The sequence below is a fragment of the Mycolicibacterium gilvum genome (assembly GCF_900454025.1).
GTDB classification, from domain to species: domain Bacteria; phylum Actinomycetota; class Actinomycetes; order Mycobacteriales; family Mycobacteriaceae; genus Mycobacterium; species Mycobacterium gilvum.
This window is the reverse complement of the sequence record NZ_UGQM01000001.1, coordinates 4,497,557-4,516,951: the sequence shown is the minus strand read 5'-3', so window position 1 is coordinate 4,516,951 and position 19,395 is coordinate 4,497,557. Positions and strand designations below refer to the sequence as shown.

The window sequence follows — 19,395 nt, the reverse complement described above, 5'->3', positions numbered from 1 at the left end:
CGGGAGCTCCCGCATGCCGTCGATCACCTGTACCCATCTGTCCTTCTCCTTCGACACCGGGCCTCCGAAGGCGTTGTTCACCGACCTGAACTTCTGGGCGGGGCCCGGCCGCACCGGACTCGTCGGATCGAACGGCTCCGGTAAGAGCACGCTGCTGCGGCTCATTGCCGGCGAATTGTCGCCCACCGCAGGGACAGTCGTCGTCGACGGCACCATCGGTCATCTGCCCCAGACGCTTCCGCTTCTCGACGACCGACGGGTCGCCGAGGTGCTGGGTGTCGCCGAGGCGCTCGACGCGCTGAAAGCACTGTCTGACGGGGATTCTCGCGACGCCGTATTCACCGCGATCGGCGACGACTGGGACGTCGAAGAGCGCACCCGCGCCCAGCTCGACCGCCTCGGTCTCGGGCACGTCGGGCTCGACCGGTCGTTGCGATCGCTGTCGGGCGGGGAAGTGGTGACGCTGGGCCTCGCCCGCGAGCTGTTGCGACGACCCGACGTCCTGCTGCTCGACGAACCGACCAACAACCTCGACGCCGCCGCCCGCGGCACGCTCTACGACACCCTCGACGACTTCGCCGGCTGCCTGGTCCTCGTCAGCCATGACCGCGTGCTGCTCGACCGGATGGACCGCATCGCCGAGCTCGACCGCGGCGCCATCGTCTCCTTCGGCGGCAACTTCACGGACTATCGGGCCTCGGTCGCAGACGCGCAGCGTGCCGCCCGCGACGCGGTCCGCAACGCCGAGCAGGCGATCAAAACCGAACAGCGACAGCGTCAGCAGGCGCGCGAACGCGCCGACCGCCGGTCGGGCAGAGCCCGACGCACGCTCAAGGACGCCGGGCTGCCGACGATCGTCGCCGGCGCGCGAAAGCGCCGCGCGCAGGAGACGGCCGCGCGGACGGACGACGTGCACGCCCGCCGGATCGACGAGGCGCAGCTCCGCCTCGACACTGCCGAGCGGGCCGTCCGCGACAGCGATGAACTCGCACTGGAGTTGCCCGGTACCGGGGTTCCTTCTGGACGAACGGTGTTGCAGGCCCGCGGGTTACAGGTGCATCGGGATGGGCGAATTCTTCTCGCCGGGGTGGACCTGACCATCCGGGGGCCGGAGCGGATCGCGCTGACCGGCCGCAACGGGACCGGAAAGACCACCCTGCTGCGGACGCTGTGCGGGGATCTGGCGCCCGATGCGGGGACGGTGCAGGCTGCCGCCGGGCGGGTGGCCTACCTGTCGCAACGTCTCGATCTGCTCGACGACGACCGGACGGTGTCGGACAATCTGGCGACGTCGGCCCCCGCCCTGGCTGCGACGCGGCGCAGACATCTGTTGGCGCAGTTCCTGTTCCGCGGCGATGCGGTGGATCTCCCCGTGCGGGCGCTGTCGGGAGGCGAGCGGTTGCGGGCGACGCTGGCATGCGTGCTGTTCGCCGAGCCCGCGCCGCGCCTGCTGCTGCTCGACGAACCGACGAACAACCTCGACCTCACCAGCATCGCCCAGTTGCAGAGCGCGTTGGTCGCCTACCGGGGCGCGTTCGTCGTGGTCAGCCACGATGTGGCGTTCCTGGACGCGATCGGCGTGGGCCGCGTGCTGCACCTCGGAGAAGGCCGGTTGGCCGACGCGTCGTTGAGAGCAGAGGGCTAACCGAGTGCGGGGCGGATCGGCGCGGGCTTCGGTGCGGTCGGTGCCGGGGCGGTCGGACCCGCGTGTGCCGGGTCGGCAGCGGCACCGTCTCCGGGGCTCGCCTCGACGTCGTCCTCGGAGTCCCGTTCGGGTGCCTCGTTGTCGGTTTCGTCGTCGGTTTCGGCGTCGGGTTCGTCGAGGCTGGTCTCCGCGCCGTCGGCCCCCGCGGTGGCGGCACCGGGTGGTGCCTTCGTGTCGACTCCTGGTGCGCCAGTGGCTGATCGGTCGGCCTGCTGCAGCCCCTGCATCAGTTGTTGGGGAAGCTGCTGCAGGGGCTGGGCCAGCGCTGCCAGCGGCGCGGTGAACAACTGGCCGAGCTGGCCGAGCTGACCGACGGCCTGCGCGAACGGATCCGCTCCGGCGGGGGTGCCGCCGGTCGTCGCGCCGCCCGCGGTGGTCTGTGAGCCTTCATCCTGAGCCATCGCGTCGGCCGCCGCGCGGATCGCGTCGCCTCCCTGCTCGTCGCCTCGCTCGTAGGCCAGCGTCGCCTGGTGCAGCAGCTCGGAGATGGTCTCGCTGAGGCTGCGAGTGCGGGTCAACGAGCGGGCCCGGCTACCCAGGGCGCCGCCGAGCGCGGTGTCCACGGCGGTCGCGATGGTTCCGTGGGTCGCAGTCACCGGTGGAGACCCGGCTGCGGATGCAGACATCGATCCCAGGTCCGCGGCGACACCGCTGTGGATCTCCCCGAGGGCGCGCACGCCGTCGGGATCCACCGAAAAAGGCTGGCTCATCACAACTCTCCGGATCCGTCGGTGTCTCGATCCTAGAGTCGCCGGCGCGGCACCGAGCGCACTGATTTTCGAGCGGATCCCTGCCGGCTACGTCGCCGCGGCCCGCCCGAACGCGCAATCGAGCTCGGTCGACAGCCGATGCAACGTCTCCGCGGCCCGCGGGTCGCCCACCCGGACGCCCTCCCGCGCGGCGCGCAACGCGACCGCCGTCTGGCCCCCGCGCTCGGCGGCTCTGACCGCCTCCCGGGACGCGGCCACCGCACCGTGGGTGTCGCGGCGGGCGACCATGGTCCACGCGCGCGCCAGCGCCAGCTCCGGGGCGAACAGCATCGATTTGAGGCCGTGCCGGGATTCCGCGCGCGACAGTGCTTTTCCCGCCTCGACCGTCAACCCGAGCTGCCCGAGTGCCTGCGCGAGCAGCATCCAGGCCAGCGGCCCCCACGAATACCCGGTCGGCGCCAGCGTGGCCGCGGCCTCCCGCAGCAGCGACGCCGCGCGCGGAAGCTCCCCGGATGCGATCAGCACGTCGGCGACCAGGACCTCACCGATCGCGCGGCCCGGCTGGCGGCGCTGGGCGAAATCGGCGAGCCGCTGTGCGAGCTCGAGAGCCCGCTCCGGCTCCCCGGTCATCACCAGCGCGGTGGTCTGCCCGAAGCCGCTGGTGAAGCGGAGCAGGCCCGGTTGGCCCGCCGACAGCGCCCGTTCGGCGAGCGCGTCGACCTCGTCGAACCGTCCCGTGCGCGCGGCGCTGAGCGCGGCCGCGGACGCCGCCCAGCCGACCGCGGTGTCATCGGCGTCCGGTGACGTCAGCACCTCGGTGGCGAGTTCGGTTGCCCGGCCCAGGTTCCCGGCGTTCATCGTGAACGTGGCCGACAGCGCGTCGAGCGTGACGCGGGCCGCCGGGGAGGTCATCTTGCCCCGGGTCGCCTGCAGGAACGCCGTCGCCCGTTCGGGTTCCGACAGCATCCAGAACTGGTTGGCCGCGGTGGGCAGCGCCCACGCCAGCAGCTCGTCCTCGGACAGCGAGCCCGGATCGATCTCGGCGAGCACCGCGTCCGCCTCCCGGCCCCGCCCCTGCCACGCCAGCGCGTAGCCGACCGTGAGACGGGCCGCCAGGCCGGGGGACCGGCCCAGTGCGGCGCGGCCGAGACGTTCGCTCAACTCGAGATCGCCGAGCCGCAGGGCCTCGTTCGCGGCGGCGCACACATCCACCAGGGCCTGCGCACCGTCACTGTCCACCGCCAGGGCAGCTGCGCGCAGCCGCGCCACCACACCCTCACCGGCCTCGGTCGCGCGCGCGACGACGGCGGTGCGCAACCGCCGCAACTCCGGGCCGCCGAGTGCGTCGCGGACGGCGTCGAGCAGCAGGGGGTGTGCCGGGCGCAGATCGTCGCCGGTGAGCGTCGCGGCGCCGCAGGCCAGTGCGTCGCGCACCGCATCGGCTCCGGCCAGTGCGTCGGCATCGGCACGCGACAACGGGTCCCACACCGTCAGGAAGCCCAGCACCGAGCGGACCGGGACGGGCAGCGTCGCGACGAACTCGCCGATCTGCGCGCGCAGCCTGCCGTCCTCGTGTCCCGGCGGTTGCACGTCGACCCGGGCGACCAGGCCGTCGTGCCACAGCGCGGTCACCTCCGCGGGCACCGGGGTGTCGGCCACGGTCGCGGTCAGCAGGAGGCGGACCGCACCCTCGGCGGCCAACTGGTAGACCAGTGCCGCCGACAACGGGTCGAGCAGATGCGCGTCGTCGACGACGAGCAGACGCCCGTCGCCGAGCTGGTCTCTGGCCGCGCGCAACACCACGGTCGTCGACCCCGTCTCGGGGACCGTCACCAGGTTCTCGAACGCGGCGAACGGCACGCCCTGCCGTGCCGTCGTCGCCGACACCCAGTCGATGCGCGGGAAGTCCGGGGCCAGGTGTTCGGCGGCCAGGCGCGCCAGCGTCGACTTGCCGACCCCCGCCGGGCCGATCAGCACGGCGCCTGCGCGCGTCCGGACACCGAGTTCGAGCTGGTCAAGGGCCGGTTCAGCGGGCGCGATCACCCAACCGAGAGGCAGAGGCGCAGGCACAAGCCGGAGTCTATGCGGATAGGTTGGTGGTGTGTCCCGAGATCCAGACCGTGAGTGGGCCGTCTGCGTCTACTGTGCGTCGGGCCCGGTGCATCCCGAGCTGATGGAACTCGCCCGCAAAGTCGGTGCGGGGATCGCCGACCGGGGGTGGACTCTCGTCTCCGGTGGCGGCAACGTCTCGGCGATGGGTGCGGTGGCGGCCGCCGCGCGTTCGCACGGCGGCTACACCGTCGGGGTGATCCCGAAGGCGCTCGTCCACCGGGAGGTCGCCGACACCGAGGCCGACGAGCTCGTCGTGACCGACACCATGCGCGAGCGCAAACAGGTGATGGAGGACCGCGCCGACGCGTTCCTCGCGCTGCCCGGCGGCATCGGCACCCTCGAAGAATTCTTCGAAGCCTGGACAGCCGGCTATTTGGGTATGCACACCAAGCCGATCGTGATGCTCGACACTGTTGGGCACTACGACGGCCTCCTGGCGTGGTTGCGGGGGTTGGTCGGGACGGGGTACGTCGCACAGGACGCGATGGATTCCCTCGTCGTCGTCGACGACGTCGACGCGGCTCTGACCGCCTGCGCACCACCGTTAGGGTGACCCACACAGCAGCAGCGGAGACAGCGGAGGCACAGTGAGCAACAAGTCGGGGACCCGCAGCAGCGTCGGGCTGCTCGATATCGCCAAGCAGGTGCCGGGGTTGGTGAAGGACACGCCGACGATGCTGCGGGGCGTCGTCACCGGGTTCGGCGCGCGCCCCTCGGCGAAGACCTCGATCGGCAAGGTCTTCCAGGACCGGGCCGCGCAGTACTCGAACAACGTCTTCCTCAAGTTCGAGGACCGCGAGATCACCTACGGCGAGGCCAACGAGATCGTCAACCGGTACGCCGCGGTGCTCGCCGCCAAGGGTGTGGGCCACGGTGACGTCGTCGGCATCATGATGCGCAACTCGCCCGAGCCGATCCTGCTGATGCTCGCCGCGGTCAAGTGCGGCGCCATCTCCGGGATGCTCAACTACCACCAGCGCGACGAGGTGCTCAAGCACAGCGTCGGGCTGCTGTCCGCCTCGGTGATGGTCGCCGAGACCGATTTCGTGGAGCCGATCACCGAATCCGGGGCCGACACCGACGGGCTGATGACGCTCGACGAGCTCAAGAAGCTCGCCGAGACGGCGCCGACGACCAACCCGGCCACCACGTCCGCGGTGCTCGCCAAGGACAAGGCGTTCTACATCTTCACCTCCGGGACCACCGGAATGCCCAAGGCCAGCGTGATGACCCACTACCGCTGGCTGCGCGCGCTCGCCGGCTTCGGCGGGCTCGGAATGCGCCTCAACAGCAACGACACGCTCTACTGCTGCCTGCCGCTCTACCACAACAACGCGCTGACGGTCGCGTTGTCGTCGGTGCTGAACTCCGGTGCGACCCTGGCGATCGGCAAGTCGTTCTCGGCGTCGAAGTTCTGGGACGACGTGATCCGCTACGACGCCACCGCGTTCGTCTACATCGGTGAGATCTGCGCCTATCTGCTCAACCAGCCCGAGAAACCCACCGACCGCAAGCACAAGGTCCGGGTCATCTGCGGGAACGGTCTGCGCCCCGCCATCTGGGACGACTTCACGAAGCGGTTCGGCATCGACAGGGTGTGCGAGTTCTACTCCGCCAGCGAGAGCAACACCGCGTTCGTCAACTTCTTCAACCTCGACAAGACGACCGGCATCTGCCCCAGCCCGATCGCGTTCGTCGAGTACGACGAGTCCGGTGACCCCCTCCGCGACGAGAACGGGCGCGTGAAGAAGGTCAAGAAGGGCGAGCCCGGCCTGCTGCTGTCGAAGGTCAGCAACTTCCAGCCCTTCGACGGCTACACCGACAAGAAGGAGTCGGAGAAGAAGCTGGTGCGCGACGCGTTCAAGGACGGCGACGTGTGGTTCAACACCGGCGACCTGATGCGCAGCCAGGGGTTCGGTCACGCCGCCTTCACCGACCGGCTCGGCGACACGTTCCGGTGGAAGGGCGAGAACGTCGCAACCACCGAGGTGGAGGCGGCCGTGTCGACCGATCCGCAGGTCGAGGAGGCCACGGTGTTCGGTGTCGAGGTCCCCGACACCGGCGGTCGCGCGGGCATGGTCGCGATCCAGCTCAAGGACGGCAAGGAGTTCGACGGCAAGGCGCTGGCCAAGGCCGCCTTCGACAAGCTGCCCGGCTATGCGGTGCCGCTGTTCGTGCGCATCGTCGAGGAGCTGGCGCACACGTCGACCTTCAAGAGTCAGAAGGGCGACCTGCGCAAGGAGGGCTATGGCGGCTCCAGCGGCGAGGGCGACGAGGACGACGTGAAGGTCGAGGACCCGATCTACGTGCTCTCCGGCCGCGAGGAGGGCTACGTCGAGTTCTACGAGGAGTACCTCGTCGAGGTGAAGGACGGCAAGAAGCCCAAGTAGCGGGCGGATCGGGCGCGCAAAACGACGCCGAGCGTCGTCGAGCGCGCCGGATTCGCGGTGAACCGTAGCCTGGGAATGTGCAGTCGACGTTTCTGGGCCGTCCGGTCGCGGGTGATCGTGCGCTGATCATGGCGATCGTGAACCGCACGCCGGACTCCTTCTACGACCGCGGCGCGACGTTCAGCGACGACGCCGCCAAGGAGGCCGCGCACCGCGTCATCGCGGACGGGGCCGACATCGTCGACGTCGGCGGGGTGAAGGCGGGACCCGGGACGACCGTCGACGTCGACGAGGAGATCGCCCGCGTCGTGCCGTTCATCGAGTGGCTGCGGGGCACGTTTCCCGACCAGGTGATCAGCGTCGACACGTGGCGCGCCGCGGTCGCCAAGCAGGCGTGCGCCGCGGGCGCCGACCTGATCAATGACACCTGGGGCGGCACCGATCCCGACCTCGCCGGCGTGGCCGCGGAGTTCGACGCGGGCCTGGTCTGTTCGCACACCGGCGGCGCGGTGCCGCGCACCCGACCGTTCCGGGTCAACTACGGACTCTCCGAGCGTGGTGTGGTCGACGACGTCCTCGCCGAGGTGACCGCCGCGGCCGAGCGTGCGGTGTCGCTCGGGGTCTCCAGGGACCGGATTCTGATCGATCCGACCCACGATTTCGGCAAGAACACTTACCACGGTCTTAGTTTGTTGCGCCATGTAAAAGAGCTTGTAAACACTGGATGGCCGGTCCTGATGGCGCTGAGCAACAAGGATTTCGTCGGGGAAACTCTGGGTGTGGGCCTGACCGAGCGTCTCGAGGGCACGCTGGCGGCGACCGCTCTGGCGGCCGCCGACGGTGCGGCGGTGTTCCGGGTACACGAGGTGGGGCCCACACGTCGAGTACTGGAGATGGTTGCGTCAATCCAAGGCGCCCGTCCGCCGAAACGCACGGTGAGGGGATTGGCATGACTGTGTTGTCTGATCGCGTCGACGAGCTGGCCACCTACGGTGTCGCCGAACACCGCTGGCTCAAGGACCGCAGCTGGAGCCGGCCGACCTGGTCGATCGCCGAACTGGAGGCCGCCAAACGCGGCCGCACCGTGTCGGTGGTGCTCCCCGCGCTCAACGAAGAGGAGACGGTCGCCGGCGTCGTCGAGACCATCACGCCGTTGCTCGGTGGGCTCGTCGACGAGTTGATCGTGCTGGACTCCGGCTCGACCGACGACACCGAGATCCGGGCGGTCGCCGCCGGCGCACGCGTCGTGAGCCGCGAGGTCGCGCTGCCCGAGGTGGCGCCCCAACCCGGCAAGGGCGAGGTGCTGTGGCGGTCGCTGGCCGCGACGACGGGCGACATCATCGTGTTCGTCGACTCGGACCTCCTGGACCCCGACCCGATGTTCGTGCCCAAACTCCTCGGGCCGCTGCTGATCGCCGAGGGCGTGCACCTGGTCAAAGGCTTCTACCGTCGGCCGTTGATGGTCAGCGGGAAAGAGGACGCCAACGGCGGCGGACGCGTCACCGAGCTCGTCGCGCGCCCGCTGCTGGCCTCGCTACGGCCCGAGCTGATGTGCCTGTACCAGCCGCTGGGCGGCGAGTACGCCGGCACCCGCGAGCTGCTGACGGCGGTGCCGTTCGCGCCCGGCTACGGCGTCGAGATCGGGCTGCTGATCGACACCTACGACCGGTTGGGTCTGGACGGTATCGCGCAGGTCAACCTCGGCGTGCGCACCCATCGCAACCGCCCGCTGACCGAGCTGGCGTCGATGAGCAGGCAGGTCATCGGCACCCTGCTGTCGCGGTGCGGGGTGCCCGACTCCGGGATCGGCCTGACCCAGTTCTTCGCCGATGGCGAGGACTACACGCCGCGGACGTCGACGGTGTCGCTGGACGACCGTCCGCCGATGGTCACCCTGCGTCCTCGCTGACGATCCGTCGGTGCCGTCGGGCACTATCGAGGGGTGACACTCGTCCTGCTCTACCTCGTGGTGCTGGTGCTCGTCGGGATCGTCTTGTTCGCTGTGGGCAGTGTGCTGTTCGGCCGCGGAGAGGTGCTGCCGCCGCTGCCGCAGGGCACCACCGCCACGGTGTTGCCCGCCTCCGGGGTCACCGGGGCCGATGTCGACGCGGTGAAGTTCACCCAGACCCTGCGCGGCTACAAGACCGGCGAGGTCGACTGGGTGCTGGATCGCCTCGGTCGGGAAATCGACGCGCTGCGCGGTGAACTGGCCGCCGTCCGCGCCGCGCACGGGGTCGAGGATCCGACCCTCGACGACGCGCAGAGCTCCGATGCGCATCCGGGCGAGTACGCGCGGGACGACATGTGAGCGACGTCGAACCCGACGCGCGGACCCGGTGCGGATGGATCGACGAGTCCCGGCTCTCGCCGGAGGATTTCACGCTCTACCGCGACTATCACGACGACGAGTGGGGGCGCCCGCTGTACGGGTCGGCGGCGTTGTTCGAGCGGGTCAGCCTGGAGGCGTTCCAAAGTGGCCTCTCGTGGCTGATCATCCTGCGCAAACGGGACAACTTCCGCGCCGCGTTCGACGGGTTCGACGTCGAGCGGATCGCGTCCTACGGTGACGGCGAGGTGGCGCGTCTGATGTCCGACGCGGGCATCGTGCGCAACCGCGCCAAGATCGACGCCACCATCTCCAATGCCCGTGCGGTCATCGAGATGGCCGAGGCGGGGGACGATCTCGGAGAACTGCTGTGGTCGTTCGCGCCGTCCGACCGGATGACCCGGCCCCGTCCCGCGAGCCTGTCCGACGTCGCGGCGGTGTCGCCCGAATCGACGGCGATGGCCAGGGAACTGAAGAAGCGTGGCTTCCGCTTCGTCGGACCGACGACGGCGTATGCGCTCATGCAGGCCACCGGGATGGTCGACGACCACACCGCGGACTGCTGGGCACCCCGCCTGCAGGGGTGACGCCGCGGGTCCGTCGTGGCGCTCGGTGGGCCGCTCCAGCGAAGCCCGACCCCCCATCCCGACGGCTATAGCCGGGTCTTCGCACACGACTCGGCCCGGATAGGGAACAATGGAGGTCTGTAGCAGTTCAGAGCCGGGTGCTGTCAGTGCACGTCGAACGGTGCCCAGCTCCGGCTCACGGACAGACCAGGCCCTGACGGGCACGCCCATTGTGGAGGGAGCACTCGATGGCGGCGATGAAGCCCCGGACTGGAGACGGTCCACTGGAAGCAACCAAGGAGGGGCGAGGCATCGTGATGCGGGTTCCACTGGAAGGCGGTGGACGACTCGTCGTCGAACTCACTCCCGAAGAGGCGGCAGCCCTCGGCGACGAGCTCAAGGGAGTGACCAGCTAGCGTCGCCCTCTAGGCCGTGACGGACCGGTAGATCTGCAGGGTCTGCTCGGCGATGCGCGCCCACGAGAACTCGTCGATGCACCGCTGCCGTCCGGCCACCCCGTACTCGCGGGCCCGCTGTGGATCCGCGACGAGACTGTTGACGGCTTCGGCGAGCTGGCGCTCGAACGTCGCGGTGTCCTTCGCGTCGTAGTGCACCAGCAGACCTGTCTGCCCGTCGGCCACCACCTCGGGAATGCCGCCGACGTCGGACGCGACGACCGCCGTCGCGCAGGCCATCGCCTCCAGGTTCACGATGCCGAGCGGCTCGTAGACCGACGGGCACACGAACGTCGTTGCCGCTGACAGGATCTCGTCGATCTTGGGCTGTGGCAGCATCTCCCGCACCCAGAACACGCCCGTGCGTGCCTCGGCGAGACGCTGCACCGCGGAGGCCACCTCCTCGGCGATCTCCGGGGTGTCGGGGGCGCCGGCGCACAGCACCAGCTGAATGCCGGGATCGAAATGGTGCGCGGCGGCGACCAGATGGGCGACGCCCTTCTGCCGGGTGATCCGTCCGACGAACGCGACGATCGGACGGGACAGGTCGACGCCGAGTTCGGTCAGCACCGACTCCTCGCCGCCGGCGTCGACCGGACGCCACTTGTCGGTGTCGATGCCGTTGAGAACGACATGCACCCTGCTCGGATCGAGTGTCGGGTAGGCGTGCAGCACGTCCTCCCGCATGCCGGCACTGACGGCGATCACCGCGTCGGCGGCCTCCACGGCCGTCTTCTCCACCCAGGACGAGATGCGGTAGCCCCCGCCGAGTTGTTCGGCCTTCCACGGCCGCATCGGCTCCAGCGAGTGCGCGGTGAGCACATGCGGCACTCCGTAGAGCAGCGCCGAAAGGTGCCCGGCCATTCCGGCATACCAGGTGTGGGAGTGCACGACCTGGGCCTGCGCCGCCGCGTTGACCATGTTGAGGTCCGCCGACAGCGTGGTCAGGGCCGGGTTGGCGCCCGCCAGCGCCGGGTCGGTGGCCGCGACGATGGCATCGGGACGTGGCGCGCCCATGCAGTGCACGTCGACCTCACAGAGTCGTCGCAGCTGCGCGACGAGCTCGGTGACGTGGACGCCGGCGCCGCCGTAGACCTCCGGTGGATACTCCCGCGTCATCATCGCCACCCGCATGGCAGAGACCGTATCCAACTTCGCGATCCGCTGCGCCCCATCCCCAATTGTCTTGACGGACAGCCCGGAAACGCCTCGTCAGGGCGTCGCGACAGGGCCGGCGACGCGCGACAAAACGAGGAATGGCTGGCCGCCGTCCCGGCGTGCGGATAGGTTGGAAACATGAGGGAAGCGCCACATGTGCTGGGCATCGTCCTCGCAGGCGGCGAGGGAAAGCGGTTGTACCCGCTGACCGCCGACCGCGCGAAGCCTGCGGTGCCTTTCGGTGGCGGATACCGCCTCATCGATTTCGTGCTGTCGAATCTCGTCAACGCCCGCTTTCTGCGGATCTGTGTGCTCACCCAGTACAAGTCGCATTCGCTGGACCGCCACATCTCACAGAACTGGCGGCTGTCCGGCCTGGCCGGTGAGTACATCACCCCGGTTCCGGCGCAGCAGCGCCTCGGCCCCCGGTGGTACACCGGTTCGGCCGACGCGATCTATCAGTCGATGAACCTGATCTACGACGAGGATCCCGACTACATCGTGATCTTCGGCGCCGACCACGTGTACCGCATGGATCCCGAACAGATGGTCCAGCAGCACATCGAGAGTGGCGCGGGCGCGACCGTCGCCGGCATCCGGGTTCCGCGCTCGGAGGCCAGCGCGTTCGGGTGTATCGACGCCGACGACTCCGGGCGCATCCGCGGCTGGGTGGAGAAGCCGGCCGACCCGCCGGGCACCCCCGACGATCCGGAGATGACGTTCGCGTCGATGGGCAACTACATCTTCACCACCAAGGTGCTGATCGACGCGATCCGGGCCGATGCCGAGGACGACGACTCCGACCACGACATGGGCGGCGACATCATCCCGCGGTTGGTCGCTGACGGGATGGCCTCGGTCTACGACTTCAACAACAACGAGGTGCCCGGCGCAACCGAACGCGACCACGGCTACTGGCGTGACGTCGGAACCTTGGACGCCTTCTACGACGCGCACATGGATCTGGTGTCGGTGCACCCGATCTTCAACCTGTACAACAAGCGCTGGCCGATCCGTGGTGGCGCGGAGAACCTGGCTCCGGCCAAGTTCGTCAACGGCGGATCCGCCCAGGAGTCGGTCGTCGGTGCCGGCAGCATCATTTCGGCTGCGTCGGTGCGTAATTCGGTGCTGTCGTCGAACGTGGCGATCGATGACGGCGCCATCGTCGAGGGCAGCGTGATCATGCCCGGTGTCCGGATCGGGCGCGGCGCGGTGGTGCGCCACGCGATCCTGGACAAGAACGTCGTCGTGGGTCCCGGCGAGATGGTCGGTGTGGACCTGGACAAGGACCGGGAACGGTTCACCGTCAGCGCCGGCGGCGTCGTGGCGGTCGGTAAGGGCGTGTGGATCTAACTGGTCACCGGCACACGCCGGGGACGGTCCGAGGCGGGCCACACGTACGGCAGGTCGTCGGGCACGCCGGGAAAGTGGTGCCGGTAGTGCGCGGGGTCCTTGCGGAGCAGGGCCGAGCGGTGGCTGAGGTGGAAGTCGGCGTCGCCGAGCCACGGAGGCACTTCGTCTGCGGCCGCGAGCTCGTCCTGGGTCCGGATGATCTCCAGACCGGTTCCGGTCGCCAGATCGCTGCGTAGCGTCGCGGCGCAGGTGTCACCGCGTCCCTGCCGGCACCACACATCGCACATGTCGAGGCCGTACCGGACCAGCGCCTCCTCGTAGCCGGCCCACATCGCCGCGGCGGGGTGGTGACGCCAGCCGTACCCGGGAACCGTCAGGGCGCGCAGAACCTGGATGGTCTCGACACGTTGTTTCCCGAGCCGGCGCGTGTCCAGGATCTCCGCAGAGGTGACGAAGTCCGGGTAGGGCAGGAAGGTCTGCATGATGCCGGGATACCCGTTCGCTCCTTCCGCACGAGTTCAGTTCCGTGGTGTCTGGGCCGCGGCGCGGCGTCGGCGGAGGAGCCGCACCGCCGCCCAGGCCAGTGCGAGCACGGCCACCAGCACGAGCACCGGAACCAGGATCGCGACGAAGACCAACGCAACACTGGCGACGTCCTCGACGGTGCTCAGCACGGGCGCGGCCACACCCGCGGTCGCGACGTTGGCCGCCGGCCGCACGGTCGACTTCGTCAGCGACACCACCAACGCGATCGCCACTCCGATGGCGACCGGTATCCACTGCCCGGACTGGGCGAACGCGCCGGGATCGGTGACCGTCGCCGTCTGCGCTGCGGTGCCGGAACCGAACACGATGCCGCCTGCGGTCGGACGCACGAAGGTCTGGACGACGTCGTTGACGCTGTCGAGGGCGGGGACCTTGTCGGCCACGACCTCGATGACCAGCAGGGCTGCGACGATCGTCATGACCCAGCCGTTCTCCAGCCAGGCCCAGCCTGCGGGCAGCGTCACCAGTTCGGTGAAGCGGCCGAGCAGTCCGAGGGCGAGCAGCGGGATGTAGGCGTTGAGGCCGGCCGCCGTCGCCAGGCCGAACCCGGTGAGCAACTCCATGGCTTCAGTATGCGGCGGCTACAGAAGCCCGCGCGGTCACGCCGCATCGCGTCTGCGGTACAGAAATCCCGCGAGCACGGTCAGGGCGGCCGCCGCCACGCACATCACGACCAGCGCGACGAACGGGACATCGGTGGGCACCGTTGTGCGGCTGATGGGCGACAGGTCGATCAGCCAGCGCGGCAGGCGCAGCAGCGCGCCGAGGTAGAGCGACAGGACGACGGAAGTGACTGCGAGCCAACCGATCCAGGGCTGGCGCAGCGCGACACCGACAGCGGCCACCCCCGCCATCACCGCCAAGGCGGGAACGAACGCGAGGCCCGCCACCGTGAGTCTGCCGACCGTCCCGGGCTCGCCGAGGGTGATCCCGGCGCCCACGCCGTTGCCCAGGCCGGCGAAGAACATCAACACCGTCGCCCCGAGCACCGCCGCCGCGACGCTCGTCGACAGCCAACGCCACCGGGACACCGCACCGGCGAGCACCGCCTCCCCGAGGCCGGACCTCTCGTCGGCGTGCAGACGCAGGACGCAGGACACGACATACGCCGAGGCCGCGGCGGCCAGGAACTGCGACATCGTCATGTACACCCCGTCGGTGCCCTGGGCCGAGATCATCTGTGCGATCAGCTCATTGCCTTCGGCGGCGTCGAGCAGCGACTTCGTCATCGACCCGAAGGCGAGCCCCGCGATGAAGAGTCCGGCCGACCAGCCGATGGTCTGGCCGCGCTGCAGGACGAGGTGCAGGGCCAGGACGCCGCGGACAGGTTTCGCGTCGGGGTGTTCACCGCGGGACGCGAGCGTCGCGTCGTCGTACTGGCGGCGCCCCTCCAGTGCGGCGGCCAGCGTGACGAGGGCGAGTGTCAGTCCGACCAACAGCGCCAGAGGCCACCAGCGAAGGTCGACGAACGACCGCATCTGCTGTGCCCAGGCGATGGGGGAGAACCAGCTCAGGGCGCTGCCCGAGTTGTCGATCACATCGCCGATGCCGCGGATCAGCGCCGCGAGGGCCAGCGCCGCCATCGCCGTACTCGTGGCGGCCCTTGCGGCACGCCACATCTGGGCTGTGACCGCCGCCAGCGCGGCGAACACCATCGCCACGGCGGTCACCCCGGCGCACATGCCCAGCGAATCCGCGACCCCGAATCCACTCGCGACCATCGCAGCCGTCATCGTGACGGTGAGGACCACGTTGACCCCGGCGGCCACGCTCAGGGCGGCGGTGGTGCGCGCGTACCGGCCGACGACCGAGGCCAGGACGAGCTCGGCCGTGCCGCTCTCCTCCTCGGCGCGGGTGTGCCGAATCACCGTCAGGATGGCCAGTATCGAGGTGGCGACGATCAGGGTGAGCATCAGCTCGTTGGCCATCATCACGCCCAGATCGGTTTCGTCGACGCCGAACACGGGCCCGCCCATCATCATTCCGGCGGGTGTCTTGAGTAGGTTGACCCGTGCGAGCCGTTGGGCCTCCTCGGGGTATGCCAGTTCCAGTGCGTTGGGGGTGTAGATCATCAGCAGCGTCAGCGTCGCAATCCATATCGACAGCCGAATCCGGTCGCGTCGCAGTGCAAGTCGGATCAGCAGCCCGGTGTGCGTCCACATCGACTTGGACGACGCGGGCGCTGCGGCGTGCCGGGTGTGGGTGAGATGGCCCGCGGTACTCACCGGTTTGCGCCTTGGTACTCCTGCAGGAACATGTCCTCCAGCGATGCCGGTGCCACCGCGAGGTCCTCGATGCCGAGGGCGGTGAGATCGAGGACCGCGCGATCGAGATGGTCGCGGTCGACCGAGAAGCGCAGCGCTCCGTCATCGGTCCGCAGGTCGTGGACATACGGTGCGTCGGTGAGGGCGCGGCCGTCACCACGGACCCGCACGGTGACGGTGGTGCGCATGAGGTGGCGCATCTGAGCCAGCGTCCCGGACCGCACCGTGCGGCCGGAGCGCACGATCGTGACGTTGTCGCAGAGCTTTTCGACCTCGGCGAGGATATGGCTCGACAGCAGAACCGCCGCACCCCGGCCGGCGACCTCGCGGACGCATTCCTGAAATGTCTTCTCCATCAGCGGATCCAGTCCCGATGTCGGTTCGTCGAGGATGAACAGCTCACTGCGGGTGCTGAACGCGGCGACGATGGCGACCTTCTGCCTGTTGCCTTTCGAGTACGTTCTCGCCTTCTTGTGCGGATCGAGTTCGAAGCGCTCGATGAGTTCGTCACGCCGCCGGGTGTCGACGCCGTCTCCGCGCAGGGCGGCGAGGAAGTCGATTGCCTGCATACCGGTCAGGTTCGGCCACAGGGTCACATCGCCTGGCACGTAGGCGATCCGGCGGTGCAGTGCGACGGCGTCGCGCCAGGGGTCTGCACCGAGCAGACGGACGTCGCCGCCGTCGGCCCGCAGCAGACCCAACAGCACCCGGATGGCGGTGGATTTGCCCGCCCCATTGGGCCCGAGGAACCCGGTCACGTCGCCGGGTGCGACGGTGAGGTCGAGACCGTCGAGAGCCTGCGTGCGGCCGAACGCCTTTCGCAGCCCACGGATTTCCACAACGGGTGAGGTGTCAGGCATCGCGTGCTCCTGTCGAGGGGGACGAATGGTCGTGTGCGCGTTCAGCCACGAAGGCGTCGTACATCGTCGAGTCGGTCAGCAGGCCGTGGGTGTAGAGCTCCAGCGCCGGCAGCACCATCGCCTCGCTGTAGTCGCGCAGCACGACACGGATGTCGGTGCTCTCGTGGAGCTGCAGGTAGAGCAGAAAGCCGCCGCCGCTGGCCATCGAGAGGAAGAACGCCCTGGCCCGCGGATCCGCGCTCGGCTTGACGGTTCCGGCTCGCACGCCGTCTTCGAGGTACTGTTCGACGTCGTCGGTCATGGTGCGCCACAACATCTTTCCGAGTTCCCCACCGGCCTGCAGGCTGCGCACCAGGTACGCCATCAGGGGGGCGTACTCCTCGATCTCGGCCATCTGCGCCAGCCAGGTCGCCGGATCCGACGTCTGGATGGAGTCGCTCTTGGCTGCCCGCACGGTCTCGGCGACGTAGGCGTCGCAGGCCTTGTGCAGTTGGTCCTTCGAGCCGAAGTGATGGATCACCAGCCCGGGGCTGACGCCCGCCGCGGCCGCGATGGTACGCACGCTGACCGCGAAGCCCTCGGCGCCGAACAGTTCGACGGCGGCGTCCCGGATGCGGGCCGCAGCCGTGAGATCGTCGGCTGAACGCATGTTCAGTAGGCTAAACGCGCGTTCAGCTTCCCGTCAAGGGTCCGGCCGCGAGCAGACGCGAACTCGCACGACGCGCCGGCGACGCGCCCGAGTATGTGTCTGCTCGCGGGGGAAGGGGGGTCAGTCGCGGGCGGCGGCGAGCAGGCCGTCGCCGAGGGGGATCAGCACCGGGGTCAGTCGCTCGTCCTCGGCGATCAGTCGCGCGGCTTCGCGGACCGCCGACACCTCGCTGTCCTTCGCGGAGGCGTCCCCGGCGCGGCCGCCGAGTGCTGCCCGGTGTACGACGATCGCGCCGCCCGGGCGGAGCAGGCGCACGCCCTCGACCACGAACTGGGGCTGATCGGCGGGGGCGGCGTCGATGAAGACGAGGTCGTAGGACTCGTCGGCCAACCGGGTCAAGACCTCCTGCGCGCGGCCGCTGATCAGCCGCGTGCGGCCGGGTCCGACGCCGGCCTCGCTGAAGGCCTGCTTGGCGATTCGCTGGTGCTCCGGCTCGACATCGATGGTCGTCAGCACGCCGTCTTCCCGCATGCCGGAGAGCAGCCACAGCCCGCTCACGCCCGCACCGGTGCCGACCTCGACGACGGCCTTGGCGCCGGTGAGCTTGGCCAGCACGCAGAGCAGCGCTCCGACGGCGGGTGTGACCGCGCCTGCGCCGATGTCGACGGCGCGCTCCCTGGCGGCGGCGACGATCGCGTCCTCGGAGATCGAGTGTTCGGCGTGATTGACGATCGCCTCGGCCTGGCGGGCCCGCGCGGTGGAGTCGCCGGACGCGGCTGCGGGCTCGTCGGTGCTGGCCATGCCCGCAGCGTAGAGCCAACGGCTGTCGCCGGCGTCGCCGACACGCCCGCGCGTGCAGCGAGAATCACACCTGTTTCCGCTGGTGACAAACGGGGTAGCGCTGTTTCTCAGGAAAAGTTCAGTTTGCTCATATGCCTGACACACCAGCACGGGAAATGGTTACCGCATGACAGACGGCGCACGCACCGATACCGTGCGAACGGCGCGCATCGATTCCGCGCGGTCGAGGAATGAAAACGCATCCGCGCGTGTTGCCGAACACGACGGGTCGCCGCACGGCGGCCCCCACCATCACCTGGAGGATCCGACGACCACCACGCAGGCCCCCACGTCCAGCGTCTCTGCAGCTGCTCCCGTCGCGGCGCCCGTGGCGGCGCCTGTGTCCATGGCCCACCGCGAGCAGTTCACCGAGGCCGAGTGGGTCGAGCCGACCGACGAGCTGACCGGAACCGCGGTGTTCGACGCCACCGGCGACAAGGCGGCGATGCCGAGCTGGGATGAGCTGGTCCGCCAGCACGCCGACCGGGTGTACCGCCTCGCCTACCGGCTGTCGGGAAACCAGCACGACGCCGAGGACCTGACCCAGGAGACGTTCATCCGCGTCTTCCGTTCGGTGCAGAACTACCAGCCCGGCACGTTCGAGGGCTGGTTGCACAGGATCACGACCAACCTCTTCCTCGACATGGTCCGCCGGCGCGGCCGCATCCGCATGGAGGCGCTGCCCGAGGACTACGACCGGGTGCCTGCCGACGAGCCGAATCCCGAGCAGATCTACCACGACTCGCGCCTGGGCGCGGACCTGCAGGCCGCACTGGACTCGCTGGCGCCGGAGTTCCGTGCCGCCGTGGTGCTGTGCGACATCGAGGGTCTGTCCTACGAGGAGATCGGGGCGACGCTCGGCGTGAAGCTCGGCACCGTCCGCAGTCGTATCCACCGCGGCCGGCAGGCGCTGCGTGACCATCTCGCGCGGCATTCCGACGTCGGCGCGGGCCGGGACACGGGCAAGTCCGCCTGACGTTCGCAAGCTGAGTGCGCCCCGTCGCGCTACATTCGAAAGAACAGCGTTGATCAGGTGCCGAGTGGAGAGGGGCGCGGTGGTGTTCGATCCCGGACATGCCTTCCGCCGGGCGTTCTCCTGGCTTCCGTCCCAGAGTGATTCACCGGTGGGCCCACGGCAGTTCGGTTCCACCGAACACCTGTCGACCGAGGCGATCGCGGCGTTCGCCGATGGAGAGCTGCGGATGACGGCCCATCTGCGCGCCGCCCACCATCTGTCTCTGTGTTCGGAGTGCGCGCAGGAGGTCGATGCGCAGCGGCAGGCCCGTGAGGCGTTGCGGGATTCCTGTCCGGTGGACATTCCGAGCTCGCTGCTGGGGCTGTTGTCGCAGATCCCCAACCGGACTCCGGTGGATGCGCAGGAGCCGCCCGAGTCGCCGCAGTTAGCTGACGGCCCGCCGCGGGCGCGTCGCAAGCGCCGGTAGGGTGGATGCGAAGTCGACC

Annotated in this window: 20 protein-coding genes; 11 read left to right on the top strand and 9 right to left on the bottom strand. The window is 69.4% G+C overall.

The annotated features are described in order from the left end of the window. Positions 1 to 13 precede the first annotated feature (13 nt). Positions 14 to 1,645: an ABC-F family ATP-binding cassette domain-containing protein gene (locus DYE23_RS21055; protein ID WP_115328075.1), complete on the top strand. Its 1,632-nt coding sequence runs from the start codon at positions 14 to 16 to the stop codon at positions 1,643 to 1,645. On the opposite strand, the gene DYE23_RS21050 is transcribed toward DYE23_RS21055, so the two are convergent. Together DYE23_RS21050 and DYE23_RS21045 are read right to left on the bottom strand one after the other, a co-directional pair. Then, positions 1,642 to 2,415 carry an ESX-1 secretion-associated protein gene (locus tag DYE23_RS21050; protein WP_115328074.1) on the bottom strand — a complete coding sequence of 258 codons (774 nt, stop codon included), beginning with the start codon at positions 2,413 to 2,415 and terminating at the stop codon, positions 1,642 to 1,644. The two genes, DYE23_RS21055 and DYE23_RS21050, sit on opposite strands and share 4 nt — an antisense overlap. An 87-nt stretch (positions 2,416 to 2,502) precedes the next feature. After that, positions 2,503 to 4,485 carry an ATP-binding protein gene (locus tag DYE23_RS21045; RefSeq protein ID WP_235660467.1) on the bottom strand — a complete coding sequence of 661 codons (1,983 nt, stop codon included), beginning with the start codon at positions 4,483 to 4,485 and terminating at the stop codon, positions 2,503 to 2,505. Positions 4,486 to 4,516: 31 nt separating this feature from the next. On the opposite strand from DYE23_RS21045, the gene log reads away from it, so the two are divergent. The 7 genes from log to DYE23_RS21010 all read left to right on the top strand — a co-directional run bounded on the left by log (position 4,517) and on the right by DYE23_RS21010 (position 10,225). Beyond that, complete coding sequence (gene log / locus DYE23_RS21040; RefSeq protein WP_011893072.1) at positions 4,517 to 5,080, top strand: cytokinin riboside 5'-monophosphate phosphoribohydrolase; 564 nt, start codon at positions 4,517 to 4,519, stop codon at positions 5,078 to 5,080. Between the two features lie 34 nt (positions 5,081 to 5,114). Next, on the top strand, positions 5,115 to 6,917 hold the full coding sequence (gene fadD6, locus DYE23_RS21035; protein WP_115328072.1) for a long-chain-acyl-CoA synthetase FadD6: 1,803 nt from the start codon (positions 5,115 to 5,117) through the stop codon (positions 6,915 to 6,917). 77 nt (positions 6,918 to 6,994) lie between these two features. Continuing rightward, entirely contained in the window at positions 6,995 to 7,870 is an 876-nt protein-coding gene (folP, locus tag DYE23_RS21030; protein WP_011893074.1) for a dihydropteroate synthase, read from the top strand. Then, positions 7,867 to 8,826 (top strand): glucosyl-3-phosphoglycerate synthase, encoded by a 960-nt coding sequence (locus DYE23_RS21025; protein ID WP_011893075.1) that lies wholly within the window; start codon positions 7,867 to 7,869, stop codon positions 8,824 to 8,826. The genes folP and DYE23_RS21025 overlap by 4 nt, the downstream gene beginning before the upstream one ends. Before the next feature lie 33 nt (positions 8,827 to 8,859). Next, the gene (locus DYE23_RS21020) at positions 8,860 to 9,225 is read left to right on the top strand and encodes a DivIVA domain-containing protein (protein WP_011893076.1); all 366 of its coding nucleotides are present in this window, start codon (positions 8,860 to 8,862) and stop codon (positions 9,223 to 9,225) included. Beyond that, positions 9,222 to 9,830 (top strand): DNA-3-methyladenine glycosylase I, encoded by a 609-nt coding sequence (locus DYE23_RS21015; RefSeq protein ID WP_115328071.1) that lies wholly within the window; start codon positions 9,222 to 9,224, stop codon positions 9,828 to 9,830. Before DYE23_RS21020 ends, DYE23_RS21015 begins: the two co-directional genes overlap by 4 nt. A 227-nt stretch (positions 9,831 to 10,057) precedes the next feature. Continuing rightward, a complete protein-coding gene (locus tag DYE23_RS21010; RefSeq protein ID WP_003931055.1) occupies positions 10,058 to 10,225 on the top strand; it encodes a DUF3117 domain-containing protein in 168 nt (55 codons plus the stop codon). Positions 10,226 to 10,234: 9 nt separating this feature from the next. On the opposite strand, the gene glgA is transcribed toward DYE23_RS21010, so the two are convergent. Continuing rightward, on the bottom strand, positions 10,235 to 11,398 hold the full coding sequence (gene glgA, locus DYE23_RS21005; protein ID WP_115328070.1) for a glycogen synthase: 1,164 nt from the start codon (positions 11,396 to 11,398) through the stop codon (positions 10,235 to 10,237). A 162-nt stretch (positions 11,399 to 11,560) separates the two neighbouring features. Between glgA and glgC the strand changes: the two genes are divergently transcribed. After that, positions 11,561 to 12,775 carry a glucose-1-phosphate adenylyltransferase gene (glgC, locus tag DYE23_RS21000; protein ID WP_011893079.1) on the top strand — a complete coding sequence of 405 codons (1,215 nt, stop codon included), beginning with the start codon at positions 11,561 to 11,563 and terminating at the stop codon, positions 12,773 to 12,775. Here the strand turns inward: glgC and DYE23_RS20995 are convergent. The 6 genes from DYE23_RS20995 to DYE23_RS20970 form a co-directional block, all read right to left on the bottom strand. Further along, a complete protein-coding gene (locus DYE23_RS20995; RefSeq protein WP_011893080.1) occupies positions 12,772 to 13,257 on the bottom strand; it encodes an MSMEG_6728 family protein in 486 nt (161 codons plus the stop codon). The genes glgC and DYE23_RS20995 overlap by 4 nt on opposite strands. 36 nt (positions 13,258 to 13,293) lie before the next feature. Beyond that, positions 13,294 to 13,884, bottom strand: a complete 591-nt coding sequence (locus DYE23_RS20990) for a DUF4126 domain-containing protein (RefSeq protein ID WP_011893081.1) — start codon at positions 13,882 to 13,884, stop codon at positions 13,294 to 13,296. Between the two features lie 36 nt (positions 13,885 to 13,920). Further along, positions 13,921 to 15,483 (bottom strand): ABC transporter permease, encoded by a 1,563-nt coding sequence (locus DYE23_RS20985; RefSeq protein WP_115329049.1) that lies wholly within the window; start codon positions 15,481 to 15,483, stop codon positions 13,921 to 13,923. A 59-nt stretch (positions 15,484 to 15,542) separates the two neighbouring features. Next, complete coding sequence (locus tag DYE23_RS20980; RefSeq protein ID WP_115328069.1) at positions 15,543 to 16,445, bottom strand: ABC transporter ATP-binding protein; 903 nt, start codon at positions 16,443 to 16,445, stop codon at positions 15,543 to 15,545. Continuing rightward, a complete protein-coding gene (locus tag DYE23_RS20975) occupies positions 16,438 to 17,094 on the bottom strand; it encodes a TetR/AcrR family transcriptional regulator (RefSeq protein ID WP_115328068.1) in 657 nt (218 codons plus the stop codon). Before DYE23_RS20975 ends, DYE23_RS20980 begins: the two co-directional genes overlap by 8 nt. A 120-nt stretch (positions 17,095 to 17,214) precedes the next feature. Next, positions 17,215 to 17,895, bottom strand: coding sequence for an O-methyltransferase (locus DYE23_RS20970; protein ID WP_041799973.1), 681 nt, complete (start codon positions 17,893 to 17,895; stop codon positions 17,215 to 17,217). Between the two features lie 166 nt (positions 17,896 to 18,061). On the opposite strand from DYE23_RS20970, the gene sigE reads away from it, so the two are divergent. Both sigE and rseA read left to right on the top strand, forming a co-directional pair. After that, positions 18,062 to 18,910, top strand: coding sequence for an RNA polymerase sigma factor SigE (gene sigE, locus DYE23_RS20965; protein ID WP_115328067.1), 849 nt, complete (start codon positions 18,062 to 18,064; stop codon positions 18,908 to 18,910). A gap of 82 nt (positions 18,911 to 18,992) precedes the next feature. Beyond that, positions 18,993 to 19,376 (top strand): anti-sigma E factor RseA, encoded by a 384-nt coding sequence (gene rseA, locus DYE23_RS20960; protein WP_041800617.1) that lies wholly within the window; start codon positions 18,993 to 18,995, stop codon positions 19,374 to 19,376. Positions 19,377 to 19,395 lie beyond the last annotated feature (19 nt).